The following is a 17,898-nucleotide window of genomic DNA, read 5'->3' as shown; positions in this document are numbered from 1 at the left end:
CTTGATGGTTATTGTGGTGTAAATTAGTAAAAGAACTATTAACTTAACAATACTATGAGCTCTGTGTTTAAACTAAGAGGATAATTTGGATTTATAAGGGTCAAAAGTTGCACTTGATTGTGCTGTTGGAATTTACTATTAAAAATGTGATTGGTATAAAAAACGGCGTGAATATGTCATTCCCGCCGTAATTTTAAATTGCATAAATATTATTCACAATACTCAGTGTCTAGTACTTGATTTTTGTCAGTCATTCTTACTTTGTCAACGAGCTTTGAAATAGCTTCCACATAATAGTAGTCACCATAAATGAGTGAACAGTCAACACCTAAGCCTTTTGGCACATTGAATGCGCCGCCAGTCAAAATACCCTGTTCTTCAGGCTGATTAAATGTCGTATATCTCTGATGTAAGCTGTGAAGAATGTTGTTTGCTGCTTGTATATACTTATCGGCAGCTTTCTTGTCGTTAATTAAATCAGCAATCAACAGCATGCCACTCGCTGCACAGGCAGCAGCAGAAGTATCTCGAGGTGTTGTGTCATCTTTTGGTGCTCTAAAATCCCAATGTGGTACATGGTCATTAGGTAGGTAACTCAAAAAGAAGTCAGCTGTTTTCATTGCCGCGTCGAGATACTTACGTTCTTTGGTGTACTTGTAACTCAACGCAAATCCGTGTATCGCCCATGACGCGCCTCGGCTCCAAGCTGAGTCTTCAGAATAACCCTGTCCACCATGATAGGCTTTAACACCACCTTCCAGATAGTTGAATTCAACCATATGTCGAACTGAACCATCTGGGCGGATAAACTCTTTTAAAACAGTATCGGCATGAGCTTTAGCAATCAAGGCAAAACGTGGTGAATTGAGTTGCTCTGCTGCCCAGTATAAAATTGGCAGGTTCATCATACTATCGATGATACTTAGGCCGCGAGGGTCGGCACTGCTAACGTCATTCTTGTTCCAAGCAGTAAGGAAATTACCCCCAATGTTAAAACGACTTGCTAAGTGACTAGCTGCAGTCAAAGCACGTGTTCGCGATTTTTCATTCCCAAGTAGTTCATACTGTTTGATCGAAGTGAGTTGCCACATAAAACCGACATCGTGATGGATATTTACGTATTCCTCCAGCGGTTGATCCATTAATTCTTCACGATTTATCGCGATAGTTTTAAATGGTTCGTAGTGCTCTTTTTCGTACAGTAACCATAAAAGGCCAGGCCAGAACCCGACAACCCAAGCCCAAGGAGCATGAGTATCACAATATTGGCCATCAGTGGTCATTGACGGAAAATTTACCGTTAACTCATCACTTGTTAGTTTAACTTTGTTTACAATATCTGACCATGCGTTGTCTACCCATGATAAATCGTTATACATACATTACATCCCGGTGCTTAGTTAAAACTCTAAATGTACTTTATAAGTTAATGTCAGTTGCCTCTAAGAAGTATGTCGATTTTTGGTATCTTTAAGGGCATTTTTTGCTACATCGAGAATATTGACTGAGATGATTAAAACATCCTGGCGCTGTCAGACATGTTGCGATATTCACGGGGTGAGATACCGAACTTAGTTCGAAATTTTCTATAAAAATCACTTGTGTTAGAGAATCCAACTTCGATAGCGAGTTCGTTAATACTCACATTTGTGACTTTGATCAACTCACAAAATTTGGTAAAACGAATATCACGCAATAGCGCATTGAAGGTTTTGCCACTTTCTTTCTTAATTAACTTAGAAAGGTTGTAGTTTTTCATATTAAGCTGCTCAGCAATAGTGTTGAGGTTAGCCTGTTGCAAATTTTTTTCAATATGACCGATGACTTGTGTCAGAACCTTACTTTCATACGATTTCTTATCGATGATCTGGGGGCTATCTTGAATCAACTCGATGACCAGTAAACCAAGAAGAAACTTGATTTTTGCTTCCATAAACCGTTCTTTATTGGTTAACTGTTCGATAATGTCATCTAACAAGTTTTCAATAGGTTGCTTGCCCAACGTATCGTATATCAGTGCTTTAGAAGTGCTATTTTTAAAAATGGCATCAATAAAGAAGGTAGAAAGGCTGCTGCTGTCATCGATAAATTCGAAAATGTAATTGAAAAATTTTTTGTGGACGATGAAGTTGATGACAATATCATCTTTGGCCGATGGTAATATCTCGTGAACAGCGCCAGGCCCCATAAACAGAATGTTACCTTTGTTTAGTCTGATTTTTTTCCCTTCAATATGCTGTTCAGACTTTCCCTGCAATACATAACATAGTTCGACATAATCATGGGTGTGCGCTGGATAATGAATGTAACGTGTGTGCTTCCTAATAGAGATCATCTTGCCTTTGGCTGAAACCTTATCAAAAGAGATCGTCGTTAGTCCTACATCCTTGAAGATAGACATATCAATGCTGTTTTGATGGTCGAGGATTCCTTGTTCTTCAGCATTGTTGTCTTTCATGTACTCGGCAATTCTGTTCAACCCTGTACTCATCGCTCACCACCTATAGAGTTATTATTCTAATTACGTTGATGCAAATTTTGCCCTGTGAGGCATCAAAAATAGCCATTAATTGCTATTGGCAATAAATATACAATCATTATGATTTTAGTAAATCGAAACAGTGGTTCATTTGTGATCTTGCTCAAGGGCTAAATATTAAAGTGTTAGGTTTCTGGCTCAAGCTAACTAATTGCAATGAACTAATTGCCGTACAAACCTTTAATAATGTGATCTATGTTTAATTGTTTGTGGTTTGTTAATTTTTAGAATGTGTTAATTGTGTGATGCTAGTCAAAAAATTAATTGACTTCAGGCGAGGTTAATATGTGATGTAGATTGCATTTTTAAGTAAATCATTGAAAATTTCAATGCGTAAAATAATAAATATATGAGTGAACAAAAGATGAATACAGTCAAATGTAAAAAGGTGGCCCTATGGTAGATATTGCGGTTGTCATTGTGTACTTTGGTTTTTTAATCGCTATTGGTATGGCGTTTAAATCTTTCAGTTCGTCTACGAGTGATTACTTTCGTGGTGGTGGTAAGATGCTTTGGTGGATGGTCGGTTCCACGTCGTTTATGACGGCAGTGAGTGCAATGACTTTTACTGGGCACATGGGAAAAGCGCTAACCGGTGGTTTTGCGGTTGCGACAACCGTGTTCTATGCGAATGCACTAGGCTATTTATGCAACTACTTGTTCTTCGCCGCAAAAGCACGTCAGATGCGAGTAGTGACACCGTTAGAAGGTGTACGTATGCGTCTTGGTCCTTTAAATGAACAGATATTCACTTGGGCCAATGTACCATTAAGCGTACTACAAGCATCCATTTGGATTAATGCTCTGGCGGTCTTCACAAGTGCAGTTATCGGTGTTCCATTGGAGCAAACGATCGTAGTAGCGGGTTGTGTCGTGCTATTTATGTCTCTTGTAGGTGGTAGTTGGGCAGTTGTCGCTTCAGATTTCATGCAAATGATCATTCTGACTACAATGACGCTTGTCACAGGTGCTGTCGCAATTTGGAAATCTGGCGGCTTTATGCCGCTTATGGAAGCTGGACTCCCTGAGCAGCCATTTGTAGGTGATGGATATAACCACACTTACCTATTTGTTGGTTGGTTCATTTTCATGTTCATCAAACAGTTCTTCAGTACAAACAACATGGTCGATTCCTATCGCTATATCTCTGCTAAAGACACTAAGAACGCACGTAAAGCGGCGATGCTAGCAGGTACGTTAATGCTGATTGGTCCAGTACTTTGGTTCGTTCCAGCATGGTATGTTGCAGCGCATTACCCTGACACAAGCACATGGGGCCTTGCTGGTCTTGGTAATAAAGTGGCGGATGCAACCTACTTTATGTTTGTTAGTCGTGAGATGCCAGTCGGCATGGTAGGCCTGATGCTCGCAGCGATGTTTGCGGCAACAATGTCTTCGATGGATTCTGCTCTTAACAGAAATGCGGGTATTATTCTTAAGAGTGTGTACGAACCATACTTCTGTAAGAATCACTCTGAAAAGCATCTTATTTTCGTTAGTAAGTTGCTAACCGCGATGTTTGGTATCGTTATCATCATTGCTGCTCTGTTCCTGACCTCGCTTAAAGAGTTTGGCTTGTTTGATTTGACGATGCTCATTAGTACGCTCATCGGTTTCCCAATTTTGATTCCTTCGATCATGTGCTTCTTCGTTAGAAAAACGCCTGACTGGGCCGGTTGGGGTACAGTTTTAGTGGGTATGATGGTCTCCGCTACCATTGCGTTCGGAATGACTCCTGAAGTGATTGAGTTGATTCTTAATTTGGAACAGCCGCTTACTTCACGTGAGTACACCGAGATGAAGTCAGTGACCTTAGGCTTGATCGGTCATATGAGTATCACGCTGCCATTCTTTGTACTGTCTCAGTATTTCTACAAAGGTCATTCTGAGCAAAGACAAAAAGAAATCGATCAGTTCTTCTCGAACGTTGATACCGAAGTGATTGTGGAAGATACACCACAAAGTATTGCAATGGATAATCGCCAGAATGGTGTATTAGGTAAGATGGTTCTGATCGCATCACTGTTCATCTTAACCTTAACGTTAGTACCAAATCCTATGTGGGGTAGAATGCTATTTGTTATCATTTCAGCGATTCTGGCTCTTGTTGGTTTTATTCTGGTTAAATCTAAGCGCTCGGTTGAAACAACAACAGTGACCAAGCAAGAAGTTAATGCGTAGTTATAATAACCGTCTTATATAAGTTAAATTTGAGTAAACAAAAGATATAATTTAAAAGGCCTCCAAATAGGCCTTTTTTTTGCTTACTAAACTACAAAGTTAGGCCTTTAAAATTGGAAAACCTCAGCAGACAGTTAGTGTGATTTTGGATGCTTTAAGGAAGTATTATGATAATAATTCCTAATGGCAAAAATAACCCTATTGATTGGCAAGGTTTGATGGTTATTAAAATCGTATGGCGAGCTTAGTTTGCTGATTATTAATAACGGTAAATGCAATATAAGTGTTTTTGTCGTTTTTATATACTATGAAGTTGAGGTTTTGCTCACTAATTAATAAGTGTAATTACATTAAACTGGTCGTTAACAAATATCTTTAGAAACTAATTTATCGCTAACATCTATAGTGCTAGGTTGTGAATAATAAGGTGAAGTAATGACAGGGTTAAAAGTAAGAGAAAAGATAGCTTACGGTGCCGGTGATGCGGGTTGCGCATTTGTATGGCAAACCGTGATGCTATTTTTGGCGTTTTTTTACACGGATGTGTACGGTTTGTCTCCTGCCCACATGGGGACAATGTTCCTAATCGTAAGAATTCTCGATGCAATAACTGACCCTCTGATTGGTTCGTTGGCAGATCGTACAAACTCCAAATTTGGTCGTTATCGCCCATATTTACTTTGGGTTGCTGTGCCGTTTGGAATTTCTTGTATCTTAGTTTTCTATACTCCGGAATTTGGCGAAACAGGCAAACTCATATACGCCTATGCATCATATATATTCCTCACTTTAATGTACACAATGATCAATGTACCTTATTGTGCGATGGCCAATACGCTTTCTAGCGATTCAAACGAAAGAACGAGTTTGCAGTCATATCGATTTACGATGACCTCAATTGCAGGCTTGGTGATTGTCGTTCTTGCAATGAAACTTGTCGATTACATCGGTGGTGGTGATTTACGTCTGGGTTATATCGGCGCAATGTCGGTTATGTCAAGCCTATCTGTTGTTCTATTCCTGTTCTGCTTTTTTAATGTCAAAGAGAAGCATGATGTGAGACAGACTAAAAGTGGTAACTTGAAAGATGACTTGAAACACTTGTCTAAGAATCCTGCATGGCGAGTACTATTTATTCAGAATATCATCATGTTAGTTGGCTTTGTGCTGAAAGATGCCGTCATTATCTATTATGTGGTGAGCTTTTTGGAAAGACCTGATTTAGTGACACTATTTATGGTCTTAGGAAAATTGGCGGGTGTACTAGGTGCCATGTGTGCGATACCTCTGTTTGGAAAGCTTGATAAAGTAAAATCATATCAGATTATCAATTATCTAATGGGCATGTTCGCTGTATTAATGTTCTTCATACCAAGTCACCAAATTAATTTGCTCATTGCTCTGATGATCATTGTTAACTTTTTGAAAATGGCAGCAAGTCCATTCCTATGGAGCATGATGTCTGATGTTGTTGATTATGAAAAACATCTTTCAGGACGCTCTTTAGGTGGTGTGGTTTTCTCAACAAATCTATTTTCAATAAAATTTGGTGTCGCGCTAGGTGGGGCCATGTTAGGTTGGCTGTTAGCATTCGGTGGGTATGTTGGAGGTGCAGAGGTTCAATCTGTTAGCGCTCTTACAATGATTAATGCGTTATATACACTCATTCCAGGTGCTATTTTTATCACCGTAGCCGCTATGGTTAATTTCTACCCACTGACTGAAAAGCGCGTAAAAGAAGTTAAAGAAAGTTTAAATTAAAAATCATTGAGTTATTTGTCTTTAATAGACTGCCCAACATAGGTTGGCTTCAATTAGTTGCTTGATTCTATTGCGGTAGTCTATTTGTAATTTAGGAGTTCGATAAGTGAAAAGTAATCGTTTGTTCAGGTCATGTTTTGCCGCTATGATTGTTTCATTGTCTGCGGGAAGTTACGCGGATAATATTAAGGTTATTTCTAGTGATTATACTGATTCCGGTAATCACATTGGTGAAGTGTATGATTTCTTCGATGTGAGTGTACGAACTGAGAGAGGTAATCCTGTTGAGAAGCCAGCGAGATTTGGCCGTAATGCCAAAGTAAACACGGTGCGTATGCTCGGTGGCTGGTATAACCAAGACCTTTCTGGTGATACCTATTTATGGGATGGCGAAAAGTTTACCTATAATTTTGAGGCAGCGACTCGTCGTATCGACCACTGGATTGAAAATGATTGGGATATATTCCAAATTGTTTTAGATAATCCTCCTTGGGCTTTCCAAGAGGGCTATAACTTTGTAGAAGAGCCGGATGGTGTTCATTACTTAGCGAAAGACCGTGTCGGAGTCTATGGTAACGGCCTACCGCCTCAAGACCCTAAAGCTTGGAATACCTACATTCAGTCATTTATTGGTCACCTTGTCGATAAATATGGCAAAGAAACAGTAGAATCATGGCGATTTAGAGTCGGATCAGAGATTGATACTCGACCACAGCACTGGTCTGCAACTCGTCAAGAGTTCTTCGATCACTATGAAAATACAGTAGAGGCAGTTCATGCTGTGTTACCTGAAGCTGCGATTGGCGTTCACTTTAGGGAAGCCGCTTTTGTTAGCCAGTATGTTGATTATACCGGTGAAAAAGAAGATGCGTACGCCACTCATTTTGTCAGTTGGGCCAAAGAGAACAATGTGCCTTATGATTTTTTAGCGATCTCTTACTATCCGATGGTCACACACCCAGAAGAGATGGATATGGATGCGGTCTATCAAAATCACATGGCACCAATTCTAGAGCATGAAGATTACAACTCAGATGCCAGTTTTGAAATTCATGAGTTCAAATATATTGTGAAAATGAAGCGTGCAGGATTTTCAAGTGTTGAATCCTCCCACGGTTCTGCGTTTTTTGCTCTGTTCTCAAAAATGATGTTAGAAAAAAATGTCGGTCGCTTATTCCAGTGGGGTAATGTAAAGCGAGATGGTACCTATAACTCAGAAGCACTCACTCAGTCAGCTCTTTTTGATATGGTAGGAAACGAGTTATACCAAAGCAATGTAGAGGGAGAGCCTAAGACAGAAGGTAACCTCATTGATGGTATTTTTACCCGCAAGGCCGATGATTCTGGTTTTGACCTTTTGATGTTTAGCTTTAACAAAGATGACTTTAGCTATCAGGATGATGAAAATATCGCAGTTGAGCTAAAAGTGGATCAACCTAAAAATACAAAATATCGATACCGCGTTGCTCAGTTCGATCGGTCTAATAACCGAGAGCAGATGTTTTTTGCAGAGTTTCCGAAATCTCAACAATCTTCTAGTGAGGGAGGATGGAGAAATGATGACGTGCACACTCTAGCACCTGTGAATGACGCGCTGAATGAAGAAGGCCGTAAGTTCTTTAATAGTGTCAAAGATAAATATGATGGTGTGAATGAACTTAAGTGGAGTGAGTGGAAGACCTCAAGTGTTGTTGATGAAGGTGTTGAAGGTAGTATGATTAAGATTACGAATACAATTCCTTCGTTTTCCGTACAGAAGTACCAGATTGAATGGCTGAAGTAAGCTGTATCGGTAGAGGGGAGCACTTCACAAAGTGACTTTCTTTTCGCAGATATGTTCCCTATTTTTCTAGTTGGACTTATTGCGCTACAAAGTTGTGTTCAAGGTGACAAAAAAGGGGGGCGTTTTTTACTCGAAAGCGCTCCCTTCTTATGGATGATGACCAATTGATATAACGTCGACTATCACATTACCAACTACGATTTTGTAAATTTTACGCTCTTACGATGTAGGAATGTTCAGTCATAACTTGTGCCTATCCATGTCCACGGTCATCACTAGGCCATTTTTAAACAACCCATTCTCCTAGAATCATCCCCCCCCTAAAATCAATATTCCCTAGAGTCAAAAAGAGTGTTGCTTCTAGTACCTGTTTTGGTACCTCCTCGCTTATTTCTACATGGCTTTTAGTCGAGACAGTTGTCTAGAAGTGGTTCCATGAAAAGCGTTGTCCAATTGCAAAAAATGACACTCTTTAGGGCAGATTAGGGCATTTTAGAAAATTGGACTTTCGGTATTATTTAATTATCAAATCGGAGGTTGTTATGAATTATTTTCTAGCCGTTGACATAGGTGCCTCTAGTGGTAGGCATTTATTAGGTTACCTGAATAACGGTAAAATCATTCTCGAAGAGATTTACAGATTTTCTAATAAGTTATCAGAAAAAGATGGTCAGCTTTGCTGGGATTTTGAATCACTTTTTTCACATATTCTTTTAGGTCTTGAAGAGTGTACGAAGCTAAACAAAATCCCCAAGAGCATTGGTATTGATACTTGGGGTGTTGATTATGTTCTACTGGATAACCAAGATAATATTATTGGTAATACGGTTTCCTATCGTGACGAACGCACTAAAGGAATAATGGAATCAATAGTTGAACAGGTCGGTTGTAAAGAGATTTACAATAAAACTGGCATCCAGTTTATGAGCTTTAATACTTTATATCAACTTAGTTCAATGGCTCGTGAAGATAAAGAACGCGCTGATTCTTTTCTTATGATTCCTGACTACCTTAACTTTCTACTCACTGGTAAGAAAGTTAATGAGTACTCAAACGCAACGACAACCCAGATGTTCAATGTCAATAGCGGTCAATGGGACAAGGACCTTTTAGAAGTTGCAGGTGTTAAGTCCGATATCTTTGGTCAGGCTCAACTCCCAGGACACTGTATTGGACGTCTCAAAGACAGCATTAAACAGAAGATTGGTTTTGATTGTGAGGTGGTGTTACCAGCGACTCATGATACTGGTTCAGCTTTTATTGCTAGCGTGTTTGACATCGAAGAGGAAGGGGTAATTCTGAGTTCCGGTACGTGGTCACTATTAGGTAAAGAAGTAGAAAAGCCTATCGTTTCAGATATGTCGAGAAATAACAACTTTACCAATGAAGGTGGATACGACAAACGATTCCGCTTCTTAAAAAACATTATGGGCCTATGGATTATTCAAGAAGTGTCCAGAATCCTTGATTACAGATTCTCATACGCAGAACTGGCTCAAATGGCGCGAGAGTCGAGAGACTTTACTTCGGTTATTGACGTAAATAATGAACGATTTTTTGTTAGTGAAAACATGATCGAAGAAATTGTAGATTATTGCAAAGAGACAGGTCAGCAATATCCAACTGAAATCGGTGAGATTTGCATCTGTGTTTATCGCAGTCTGGCTAAATGTTATTCAGAATTTATCAATGAAATGGTTGAGGTTACAGGCAAAAAAATCAGCAAGATTAATATTATTGGTGGTGGAAGTAAAAACGAGCTGCTAAATGAATTAATAGCAGAAGAAACAGGAAAAGAAATTGTAGTTGGTCCAGTAGAGGCTACAGGTATGGGTAATATCATGGTTCAGATGTTATCTATGGGTGAGATTAATAGTTTAGAAACAGCGAAAAGCTACGTAAAGAATAGTATATAAGTAGGAATGATCATGGAAAACACTTTGAAAGATAGATATGAATTAAGCAAATCTCTATATGCAAAATGGGGAATTGATGTTGATGCTGTTTTAGAAAAACTAAAGAGTGTAAAGGTATCTATTCACTGTTGGCAGGGTGACGATGTCACGGGCTTTGAAGAAGCTCGCCATGAACTGTCAGGCGGTATTTCTGCGACAGGTAGTTACCCAGGTAAAGCAACAAATGCTCAAGAGTTGCGTGCTGATTTAGATAAAGCACTAAGCCTAATTCCTGGTACACATAAAATTAACCTTCACGCACTTTACGCAGAAACTCATGGTGAAGTGGTAGAGCGTGATGAATTAAAGCCAGAGCATTTTGCTGGCTGGGTTGAATGGGCGAAAGAGCGTAGCTTAGGTTTAGATTTTAACCCGAGCCTATTCTCTCACCCTAAAGCTAGTGATGGCTTGACGCTTTCTCACCCAAATAAGGAAGTGCGTGATTTTTGGGTAAAACACTGTATCGCTTCACGAAAAATTGGTGAATACCTAGGCAAAGAGTTAGATCAAACATGTTTAACTAATATCTGGATTCCAGATGGTTACAAAGATACACCAAGTAATCGTTTCGAGCCTCGTCAACGTCTTAAAGAGTCTTTAGACGAAATCTTCGCTGTAGAAGTTGATGAGAAGTACAACAAGGACTCTGTTGAATCGAAAGTATTCGGTATTGGTGTAGAGTCATACACAGTAGGTTCTCATGAGTTCTACATGGGTTACGCGATTGCTAACAATAAACTGTGTTTGCTTGATAACGGTCACTATCACCCAACTGAGTCTGTTGCTGACAAGATTTCATCAATGTTGCTTTACCAAGACGAGTTGGCTCTACACGTAACTCGCCCGGTACGTTGGGACAGCGATCACGTAGTAACGTTCAATGATGAAGTGAAGGAAATCGCTAAAGAGCTTGTTCGTACTGACAGCCTGGACAAAGTTTACCTAGGTTTAGACTTCTTCGATGCGAGCATCAATCGTGTAGCTGCTTGGGTTTTAGGTACACGCAATATGCAAAAAGCATTACTAGAAGCGATGCTAATGCCAAATGAAAAACTGACTCAGCTACAAAACGAAGGTGACTTTACTCAGCGTCTCGTTCTGATGGAAGAGCTAAAAACATATCCACTCGGTGATATTTGGAATTACTTCTGTGAAATCAATGATGTTCCTGCGAACGAAGATTGGTTTAGAGCAGTTGAGATTTATGAAGAAGAAGTTTTGCTTAAGCGAGGTCAGTAATGGAACAGTTAGCATTCGTAAAAGAATTCAAGAAAACAGCTCAAGATGCATGGCTAAAAGGTTGGCATGAACGTAATGGCGGTAACTTGTCTTACCGACTGACTGATGCTGAGGTGAAAGAAGCAAGCGCATTTTTCTCTGAGTCTGACACTTGGATCGATATTGGTGTTGCAGTACCAAACCTAGCGGATCAGTACTTTATCGTAACAGGCAGTGGCAAGTACTTTCGAAATGTAGAAGTTTGCATTGAAGAAAACGCGGGTGTTATTCAAGTTTCTCCAGATGGATGTCAATACAAAGTATTGTGGGGGCTTGAAAATAATGCAAAACCTACGAGTGAATTACCAGCTCACCTAATGAACCACTCAGTGAAGTTTGATGTAACAGGTGGTCAGCATCGTGTTGTGATGCATTCACACACAACGAACCTTATTGCTCTGACATTTGTTTTGCCACTTGAGGCCGAGACATTTACCCGCGAGTTATGGGAGATGGCAACCGAATGTCCAGTCGTGTTCCCTGATGGTGTTGGTATTGTTCCTTGGATGGTTCCTGGTGGTAAAGCGATTGCTGAGCATACCAGCGAACTCATGAAAAAATATGATGTTGCGATTTGGGCTCACCATGGCACGTTCTGCTCAGCTGAAGACATGAGCTTAGCGTTTGGCTTGATGGACACAGTGGAAAAAGCGGCGGAAATCTTAGTGAAAGTACTCGCAATGGGCGGCAAACGTCAGACGATTCAACCTCAAGAGTTTAAAGAGCTAGAGTCTGCATTTAACGTAAAACTCAATGAGAAAGTCTTGGCTTAAGGAGGCGTTAAGTGATTAGAAAAGCGTTTAAGCTAAAAGTTAATCAAGGACAATTTGAAGAATATAAATTGCGCCATGACAATGTTTTTCCTGAGTTAGTGCAGGAGCTTAAGTCCGCAGGTGCAAAAAATTACTCTATTTTTCTAGACGATGAAACCGGTTGCCTATTTGGGTATGTGGAGCTAGAATCTGTCGAAAAATGGAACGGCGTTTCAAAATCTGAGGCATGTCAGAAGTGGTGGAAGTACATGGACGATATCATGGATACGAATCCAGATATGAGCCCTAAGTCCACCGAGCTGCAAGAGATGTTCTATCTTGCATAGTTATCTGATGACCAGAGAAGAAACGCAGAAAGTATCAAGAGGAAATTATGAAGAAGCCTAACATTATTGTTATTTTTAGTGACCAACAGCGTTGGGACACTTTAGGCTGTTACGGTCAAGAGTTGCCTGTTACTCCAAACCTAGACGAGCTCGCTCGTGATGGTGTGATGTTCGAAAACGCATTTACCGTCAACCCTGTATGCGGTCCAACGCGTTCTACGATGCAGACGGGTCTGTATCCTACAGAGACAGGCTGTTTTAGAAATGACATTCTTTTGCCTGAAGACAAAAAAACAGTTGCACACTTCTTATCTGATGAAGGATACAGTGTTGGTTATGTCGGCAAGTGGCACTTAGCATCAAACAATACTGCTCATGAAGGTTTTGTTGTTGCAGCTCCAACAGAAAGTTCTGGTGAGACGATCGACAACTGCTTTACGGCGATCCCAAAACAGTATCGTGGTGGCTATAAAGACTTCTGGGTAGCGTCGGATATTTTGGAAGGAACGTCGCATGGCTACGGTGGCCATATGTTTGATATTGATGGCAATAAAGTCAGCTGGGATGAAGATGTGTATCGCGCAGACTTCCTAACTGATTTGACGACAGACTACATTAAGAACTTCGAAGAAGAAAAGCCATTCTTCTTGTTCTTATCTTACCTTGAACCTCATCATCAGAATGACAGAAAAACCTATGAAGGCCCTCACGGTTCGAAAGATAAATGGAGTGACTTCAAAGTTCCTGGTGATCTAGCACCGTTTGTTAATGGTGATTGGGCAGAAGAGTACCCAGATTACTTGGGTTGTTGTCATAACTTGGATGAAAACGTAGGTAAAATTCGTCAAGCAGTTAAGGACAAGGGACTAGACGATAATACTGTTATTGTTTATCTAAGTGATCACGGTTCGCACTTCAAGACCCGAAATGGTGAATATAAGCGTTCGTGTCATGACTCTTCTATCCGTATTCCGTTTGTGATTTATGATCCACGTGCTAAAGCGGGTCAGGTTATTGATGACCATGCGAGTATTATTGATGTCGTGCCGACGCTTCTTAAAGCTGCTGGCATCAAGGTTCCAAATTACATGCAAGGACAACCACTGCAAGATCTGTACCTGGATCAAGCTTCAAAAGAGAACGTGAGCTTTATCCAAATCAGTGAATCTCAAGTAGGTCGTGCGATTCGTACTGAGCAGTGGACTTACTCGGTATCTGCGCCAGATCAGAGTGGTCTATTGGAAAAAGATAGTGATGTTTATCAAGAAGAGTTTTTGTATAACCTTGCTGATGACCCGAATCAGCTAGAAAACTTGATTGCAAACACCGATCTTAATGATGTGAAAGCAAAACTCAAGCAACTGTTGTTGGACGAGATATACAGAATTGAGGGTACTCGCCCAGAAATAATAGAAGCTTAATTTTCCCCCAGTGTAAATTAGCATCGGCATTCGCCATAGTTTGAGTCTTAACAAGAGTAGGGGCTTAAGCTATGGCAAGTGCAAAGGAGTTCTTATGAGCGTGCAAGGCGACGAAAAAACGAGAAAGCGAATCCAAAAAATCAATTGCTTACGTGAGTTAACGAGAAAGAAACGTAAAACAGAGTTTCGCGAACAGGCATCTCAGCAAATTAACATAGCAAGAGAGATTAAATACGCTTCGCTTCGATAATTACAACGATAATGCTGTAAAAGGTCCAAAGACAAAGATGTGTTTGGACCTTTTTTCATTTATGCACAGCAGCGTTTGTATTTGTTGCCGCTACCACAAGGACACAAAGCATTGCGGCTAACCTTTTGATTCGCCTGTTGCTCAGTTTGGTAGTGCATAATGAGTGCAGGTGACTGGCCATTTTTAATTAGTTTCGCCATCATTGCCATAGCATGCTGACTATGGTCAAAAAAGCGATAGTAACCCTCACACAAGAAATTGTGATCCAATTTTCCGTTAGGGCCCGGTAAGAAACGATGTTTAGGGCAACCACCATGACAAGCAAAACGATAACGGCAAGACTGGCATTTGCTATTGAGTAGCTGTGATTTGTTCATACCGAACTCAATCGCTTCTTCACTGTTATTCATCGTTGTAATGTCAGTGCTGTGGATGTTACCTAGCTTGTACTCCGGATAGACATAGTGGTCACACTGGTAAAGGTCACCATTGGCTTCAACAGCAAAAGCATGTCCACATCGTGGTGCAAAAACACAGATTGGACTTGGTTGTCCTACCCAAGTCGATAAGGTCGCGTCGAACTGCTGAACGAATACTTGGCCAACGTCATTTTTTACCCAATAGTCGAATATCTCATTAAGAAATTCACCGTATTCGCCCGGTTTGACGGACCACTTGGTGACTTTTCCGTGTTTTTCGTCTGGGGTGACTAACCAGGTATCTTCATTGTTGACATCTGAAGCTTCTCTTTCGACAAGGGGGATAAACTGGATAAAGTTTGAACCAATGCTCTTTAGATATTGATAGGTTCTTAAGGGGTGTTTGACGTTCTTGTCATTGACGACCGTGAGTGTATTGAACTCGACGTTGTGTTGCTTCAATAATTTGATCGCTTTGATTACTTTATCATGTGTCCCTCGACCGCTGGTATTGGTTCTATATGCGTCATGAAGGTCTTCAGGCCCATCGATAGAGACACCAATGAGGAAGTTGTTGTTTTTGAATAGTTCGCACCATTCATCGTTGATGACGATACCGTTGGTTTGAAAGGCATGTGATATAGTTTTGTCGCTGCCATATTTTTCACAAAGCTCGATGACTTTTTTATAGAAATCGATGCCTAATAAGGTCGGCTCTCCGCCTTGCCATGCGAATTGAACGTTGTCGCCACTCTGAGCGTCTATGTATTGTTGAATGAAGACTTCTAGGGTTTCTTCGTTCATTCTCCAGTTTTTCTGTCTTTCTGGATAAAGCTTTTCTTTCTCAAGATAAAAGCAGTATTCACAGTCGATGTTACATACTGAGCCTGATGGTTTTGCCATGACATGACAGTTGGTTATTGTGTTCATTTGTTACCCTATGAAATAACTTTACCTAGCATTGTCCAGACGTAAGTTGATGCTAGTAGACATATTATTATTGAAACGAGGAGTTTGGTGAGGTCTGAGCGCCATAGCGTACAAGCACACGCTATAAGCATAGCGAAAATACTTGTAACGCAGATGATAGGGCTCGGGTGCGCAAGAGCGAATCGGAACAATACGATACCAATGCCAAACAGAACAAGTTGTGTTCTCAACCAAGAAAGAGCCGTTCGCTCCTTTTGGAGTCCATTGACCGGATTCATATAGTGATAGCCAAGGCAATGGTGATGGTGAGAATCAAAAGTATTGCGCTCATGAGTTTCATGTTTGAGGTGTATCGAAGTTCCTTATTGTGGCGCATCGCCTGCTCGTTGAGAGACCATCGACGATAAGCATAGATAGCGACTAAACCGGAGCAGAGACATAAAAAACATGAGATGATCAAGCGTATTGTTGGGTTGGCTAAATCAGGTGTTAACTGGTCTAAGGCAATTGCCCCAGCGAGCAGCGCAAGTGAAGTTCTAATCCAAGCGAGGTAGGTTCGCTCGTTAGCGAGCGAAAAACGATAGTCCGGCGCTGTGCCTTCATCTCTCCATCTTTTGCTGTTTCTAGAGTACAGTTTTTTCACAAAGCACTTTCCTTTGATTTAATTCGATAGCGGTCAAGCCTGCTGAGGTCTAAAGGGTGGGGTTTGCGATGTTGCTTACACAAGACACCGGACTCTTTGAGTGATTTGCAAAAGCGAATGACCGTTGTTACATCAGTTGCACTGTATTCACTGATTTCTCGATAGGTCCAAGGATATTGAGGATAGTAGGTAAAAAAATGATGAATTGTGTCAATGATCCTATTTTTTGCGTTGAAGGCGCTGAACTGAACGAGGCGCTTTTCTGCATCGCCGAGTTCTTGACAAACCTCAATAGCTAAGTCCTTAGCCAATTCAGGGGATAATTGTTGCAAACAGTCAAAATCCCTAACGACGATTTTCCTTATCTTGCTTGCCTCCATTGCCCGAGATGTTGCCGGATAACGTTGGCCTGTGAACAGAGAACGATACCCAAAAAAAGATCCTGGCCCATAGAGTCTGAGAAGTGACTCTTTGCCTGTATCAGCAACTTGGTACAACCCGATGAATCCTTGCTCTACGTAATAGAAGCCTGAAGACTCAGCATTGCTGATGTAAACAGCCTCTCTTTTACTCACGTCTAGCAAACTGCTCTTACTGCGTAACGAATACTGAGATATAGGTTTCATTGATTTGTTCTAACTCCCTTACTTACAGAGTTATTGTACTTGAAATAAATAATCCAAAATATGATCAAAGCCATAAATTAAAAACACGATGGTACGGTAGATTACATTTATTGAAACAATGTTTTTGTTTGGTCTTTGGTGAGGGATAGGATGAGTGTTTTTGAGTTGTTAATGAGCGTGTGGGCGTCAGATGGCGTACTACTAAAATTAGTACTTGGAAGTATCTTTGGGCTTTGCCTTGGGCTGACAGGTGTTGGAGGCGGAGTTCTCTTGATCCCAATGTTACAACTCTTTTGTGGGATGTCCCCAGTTCTTGCTGTGGGAACGGCCAGCATGATTTCTGCAATGGTGAAGATTAATGCCTCATTTCTTCATATTAAGGCGAAAAATGTCTCTTGGAACAAGATCATCCTGTTGTTCTTAGGTGCAGTCCCGGTTACTTTAATGGTTACCCAAGTCGTTGTTTATTTTAATGATCACCCCTTTTATTCAGACGTAACTCAAACAACGATTGCTTGGTTGGTGACTGTCGTGATGGTTGGGTCATTAATTTCGGTATTTTCTAAATATAGAAGCAATAAAAGTGGTTCAACTGCTCCAACTGACGCTAAGCCTAACCCCAAAAAGGCGATTGTGTCTGGTATGTTTTGTGGCTCGGTAATGGGCTCTACTGGGGTAGGTGGTGGTGTATTGTTGCTGCCGGTTCTGAATAGCATTCTTCATGTAGATATTAAAAAGGCGATTGGCTCTTCGGTTGTTCTCGCCCTGTTTTTATCTTCTATTGCTGCCGTTGGGTATGCAAGCGGTGGGCAATCTGATATCCATACCGCCATTTTATTCTTTGTTGGTTCATTTGTTGGTGTACCCGTTGCAGCACACTTAATGAAACACATGTCAGAAAGCCATGTTTATTTGGCAACTATGTTAGTGATATCAGTAAGTTTATTCTCTTATATCGCATTGTAAATTCTAATCTGAATCATGGCCGGCGAGTAAAGAACATAAATGTTGTT

15 protein-coding genes are annotated in these 17,898 nt (G+C 40.6%); 9 read left to right on the top strand and 6 right to left on the bottom strand.

Going from position 1 to position 17,898, the window contains the following annotated elements; all coding sequences use genetic code 11:
* Nucleotides 1-209: 209 nt before the first annotated feature.
* Together QWZ05_RS03640 and QWZ05_RS03635 are read right to left on the bottom strand one after the other, a co-directional pair.
* Entirely contained in the window at nucleotides 210-1,379 is a 1,170-nt protein-coding gene (locus QWZ05_RS03640) for a glycoside hydrolase family protein (RefSeq protein ID WP_290296614.1), read from the bottom strand.
* 134 nt (nucleotides 1,380-1,513) lie between these two features.
* Complete coding sequence (locus QWZ05_RS03635) at nucleotides 1,514-2,458, bottom strand: AraC family transcriptional regulator (protein ID WP_290296612.1); 945 nt, start codon at nucleotides 2,456-2,458, stop codon at nucleotides 1,514-1,516.
* Nucleotides 2,459-2,935: 477 nt separating this feature from the next.
* Between QWZ05_RS03635 and QWZ05_RS03630 the strand changes: the two genes are divergently transcribed.
* The 8 genes from QWZ05_RS03630 (at nucleotide 2,936) to QWZ05_RS03595 (ending at nucleotide 14,017) form a co-directional block, all read left to right on the top strand.
* A complete protein-coding gene (locus QWZ05_RS03630; protein WP_290296610.1) occupies nucleotides 2,936-4,720 on the top strand; it encodes a sodium:solute symporter family transporter in 1,785 nt (594 codons plus the stop codon).
* A 435-nt stretch (nucleotides 4,721-5,155) separates the two neighbouring features.
* The gene (locus QWZ05_RS03625; protein WP_290296608.1) at nucleotides 5,156-6,481 is read left to right on the top strand and encodes a glycoside-pentoside-hexuronide (GPH):cation symporter; all 1,326 of its coding nucleotides are present in this window, start codon (nucleotides 5,156-5,158) and stop codon (nucleotides 6,479-6,481) included.
* 106 nt (nucleotides 6,482-6,587) lie between these two features.
* On the top strand, nucleotides 6,588-8,264 hold the full coding sequence (locus tag QWZ05_RS03620; RefSeq protein WP_290296606.1) for a GH39 family glycosyl hydrolase: 1,677 nt from the start codon (nucleotides 6,588-6,590) through the stop codon (nucleotides 8,262-8,264).
* Nucleotides 8,265-8,806: 542 nt separating this feature from the next.
* A complete protein-coding gene (rhaB, locus tag QWZ05_RS03615) occupies nucleotides 8,807-10,180 on the top strand; it encodes a rhamnulokinase (protein ID WP_290296604.1) in 1,374 nt (457 codons plus the stop codon).
* 12 nt (nucleotides 10,181-10,192) lie between these two features.
* Complete coding sequence (locus QWZ05_RS03610; protein ID WP_290296603.1) at nucleotides 10,193-11,458, top strand: L-rhamnose isomerase; 1,266 nt, start codon at nucleotides 10,193-10,195, stop codon at nucleotides 11,456-11,458.
* Nucleotides 11,458-12,270: a rhamnulose-1-phosphate aldolase gene (gene rhaD / locus QWZ05_RS03605; RefSeq protein ID WP_264876518.1), complete on the top strand. Its 813-nt coding sequence runs from the start codon at nucleotides 11,458-11,460 to the stop codon at nucleotides 12,268-12,270. Before QWZ05_RS03610 ends, rhaD begins: the two co-directional genes overlap by 1 nt.
* Nucleotides 12,271-12,281: 11 nt before the next feature.
* Nucleotides 12,282-12,596: an L-rhamnose mutarotase gene (gene rhaM / locus QWZ05_RS03600; protein WP_264876517.1), complete on the top strand. Its 315-nt coding sequence runs from the start codon at nucleotides 12,282-12,284 to the stop codon at nucleotides 12,594-12,596.
* A 47-nt stretch (nucleotides 12,597-12,643) separates the two neighbouring features.
* Nucleotides 12,644-14,017, top strand: a complete 1,374-nt coding sequence (locus QWZ05_RS03595; RefSeq protein ID WP_290296599.1) for a sulfatase family protein — start codon at nucleotides 12,644-12,646, stop codon at nucleotides 14,015-14,017.
* 309 nt (nucleotides 14,018-14,326) lie between these two features.
* Here QWZ05_RS03595 and QWZ05_RS03590 read toward each other — a convergent pair whose 3' ends face one another.
* From QWZ05_RS03590 to QWZ05_RS03580, 4 genes are read right to left on the bottom strand one after another with little or no spacing between them, the layout of a single operon-like run.
* Nucleotides 14,327-15,616: an anaerobic sulfatase maturase gene (locus QWZ05_RS03590; RefSeq protein WP_290296597.1), complete on the bottom strand. Its 1,290-nt coding sequence runs from the start codon at nucleotides 15,614-15,616 to the stop codon at nucleotides 14,327-14,329.
* An 8-nt stretch (nucleotides 15,617-15,624) separates the two neighbouring features.
* On the bottom strand, nucleotides 15,625-15,894 hold the full coding sequence (locus tag QWZ05_RS22285) for a DUF202 domain-containing protein (protein ID WP_353958873.1): 270 nt from the start codon (nucleotides 15,892-15,894) through the stop codon (nucleotides 15,625-15,627).
* Nucleotides 15,891-16,259, bottom strand: coding sequence for a YidH family protein (locus tag QWZ05_RS03585; RefSeq protein WP_264876514.1), 369 nt, complete (start codon nucleotides 16,257-16,259; stop codon nucleotides 15,891-15,893). Before QWZ05_RS03585 ends, QWZ05_RS22285 begins: the two co-directional genes overlap by 4 nt.
* Nucleotides 16,256-16,885, bottom strand: a complete 630-nt coding sequence (locus QWZ05_RS03580) for a Crp/Fnr family transcriptional regulator (protein ID WP_290296594.1) — start codon at nucleotides 16,883-16,885, stop codon at nucleotides 16,256-16,258. The genes QWZ05_RS03585 and QWZ05_RS03580 overlap by 4 nt, the downstream gene beginning before the upstream one ends.
* 150 nt (nucleotides 16,886-17,035) lie before the next feature.
* Here QWZ05_RS03580 and QWZ05_RS03575 point away from each other — a divergent pair, with 150 nt between their 5' ends.
* Nucleotides 17,036-17,851 (top strand): sulfite exporter TauE/SafE family protein, encoded by an 816-nt coding sequence (locus QWZ05_RS03575; RefSeq protein ID WP_290296592.1) that lies wholly within the window; start codon nucleotides 17,036-17,038, stop codon nucleotides 17,849-17,851.
* Nucleotides 17,852-17,898 lie beyond the last annotated feature (47 nt).

The organism is Vibrio agarivorans (assembly GCF_030409635.1).
Taxonomy (GTDB): domain Bacteria; phylum Pseudomonadota; class Gammaproteobacteria; order Enterobacterales; family Vibrionaceae; genus Vibrio; species Vibrio agarivorans.
Note: the sequence above shows the minus strand (reverse complement) of the source record. Positions and strands in the feature narration are given on the sequence as shown.

Bases quoted from the DNA above. Each gene is read 5' to 3' on its own strand.
- rhaD (WP_264876518.1), top strand. From the start codon at position 11,458: ATGGAACAGTTAGCATTCGTAAAAGAATTCAAGAAAACAGCTCAAGAT.
- QWZ05_RS22285 (WP_353958873.1), bottom strand. From the start codon at position 15,894: ATGAATCCGGTCAATGGACTCCAAAAGGAGCGAACGGCTCTTTCTTGG.
- QWZ05_RS03595 (WP_290296599.1), top strand. From the start codon at position 12,644: ATGAAGAAGCCTAACATTATTGTTATTTTTAGTGACCAACAGCGTTGG.
- QWZ05_RS03580 (WP_290296594.1), bottom strand. From the start codon at position 16,885: ATGAAACCTATATCTCAGTATTCGTTACGCAGTAAGAGCAGTTTGCTA.
- rhaB (WP_290296604.1), top strand. From the start codon at position 8,807: ATGAATTATTTTCTAGCCGTTGACATAGGTGCCTCTAGTGGTAGGCAT.
- QWZ05_RS03630 (WP_290296610.1), top strand. From the start codon at position 2,936: ATGGTAGATATTGCGGTTGTCATTGTGTACTTTGGTTTTTTAATCGCT.
- QWZ05_RS03575 (WP_290296592.1), top strand. From the start codon at position 17,036: ATGAGTGTTTTTGAGTTGTTAATGAGCGTGTGGGCGTCAGATGGCGTA.
- QWZ05_RS03590 (WP_290296597.1), bottom strand. From the start codon at position 15,616: ATGAACACAATAACCAACTGTCATGTCATGGCAAAACCATCAGGCTCA.
- QWZ05_RS03625 (WP_290296608.1), top strand. From the start codon at position 5,156: ATGACAGGGTTAAAAGTAAGAGAAAAGATAGCTTACGGTGCCGGTGAT.
- QWZ05_RS03640 (WP_290296614.1), bottom strand. From the start codon at position 1,379: ATGTATAACGATTTATCATGGGTAGACAACGCATGGTCAGATATTGTA.
- QWZ05_RS03610 (WP_290296603.1), top strand. From the start codon at position 10,193: ATGGAAAACACTTTGAAAGATAGATATGAATTAAGCAAATCTCTATAT.
- QWZ05_RS03635 (WP_290296612.1), bottom strand. From the start codon at position 2,458: ATGAAAGACAACAATGCTGAAGAACAAGGAATCCTCGACCATCAAAAC.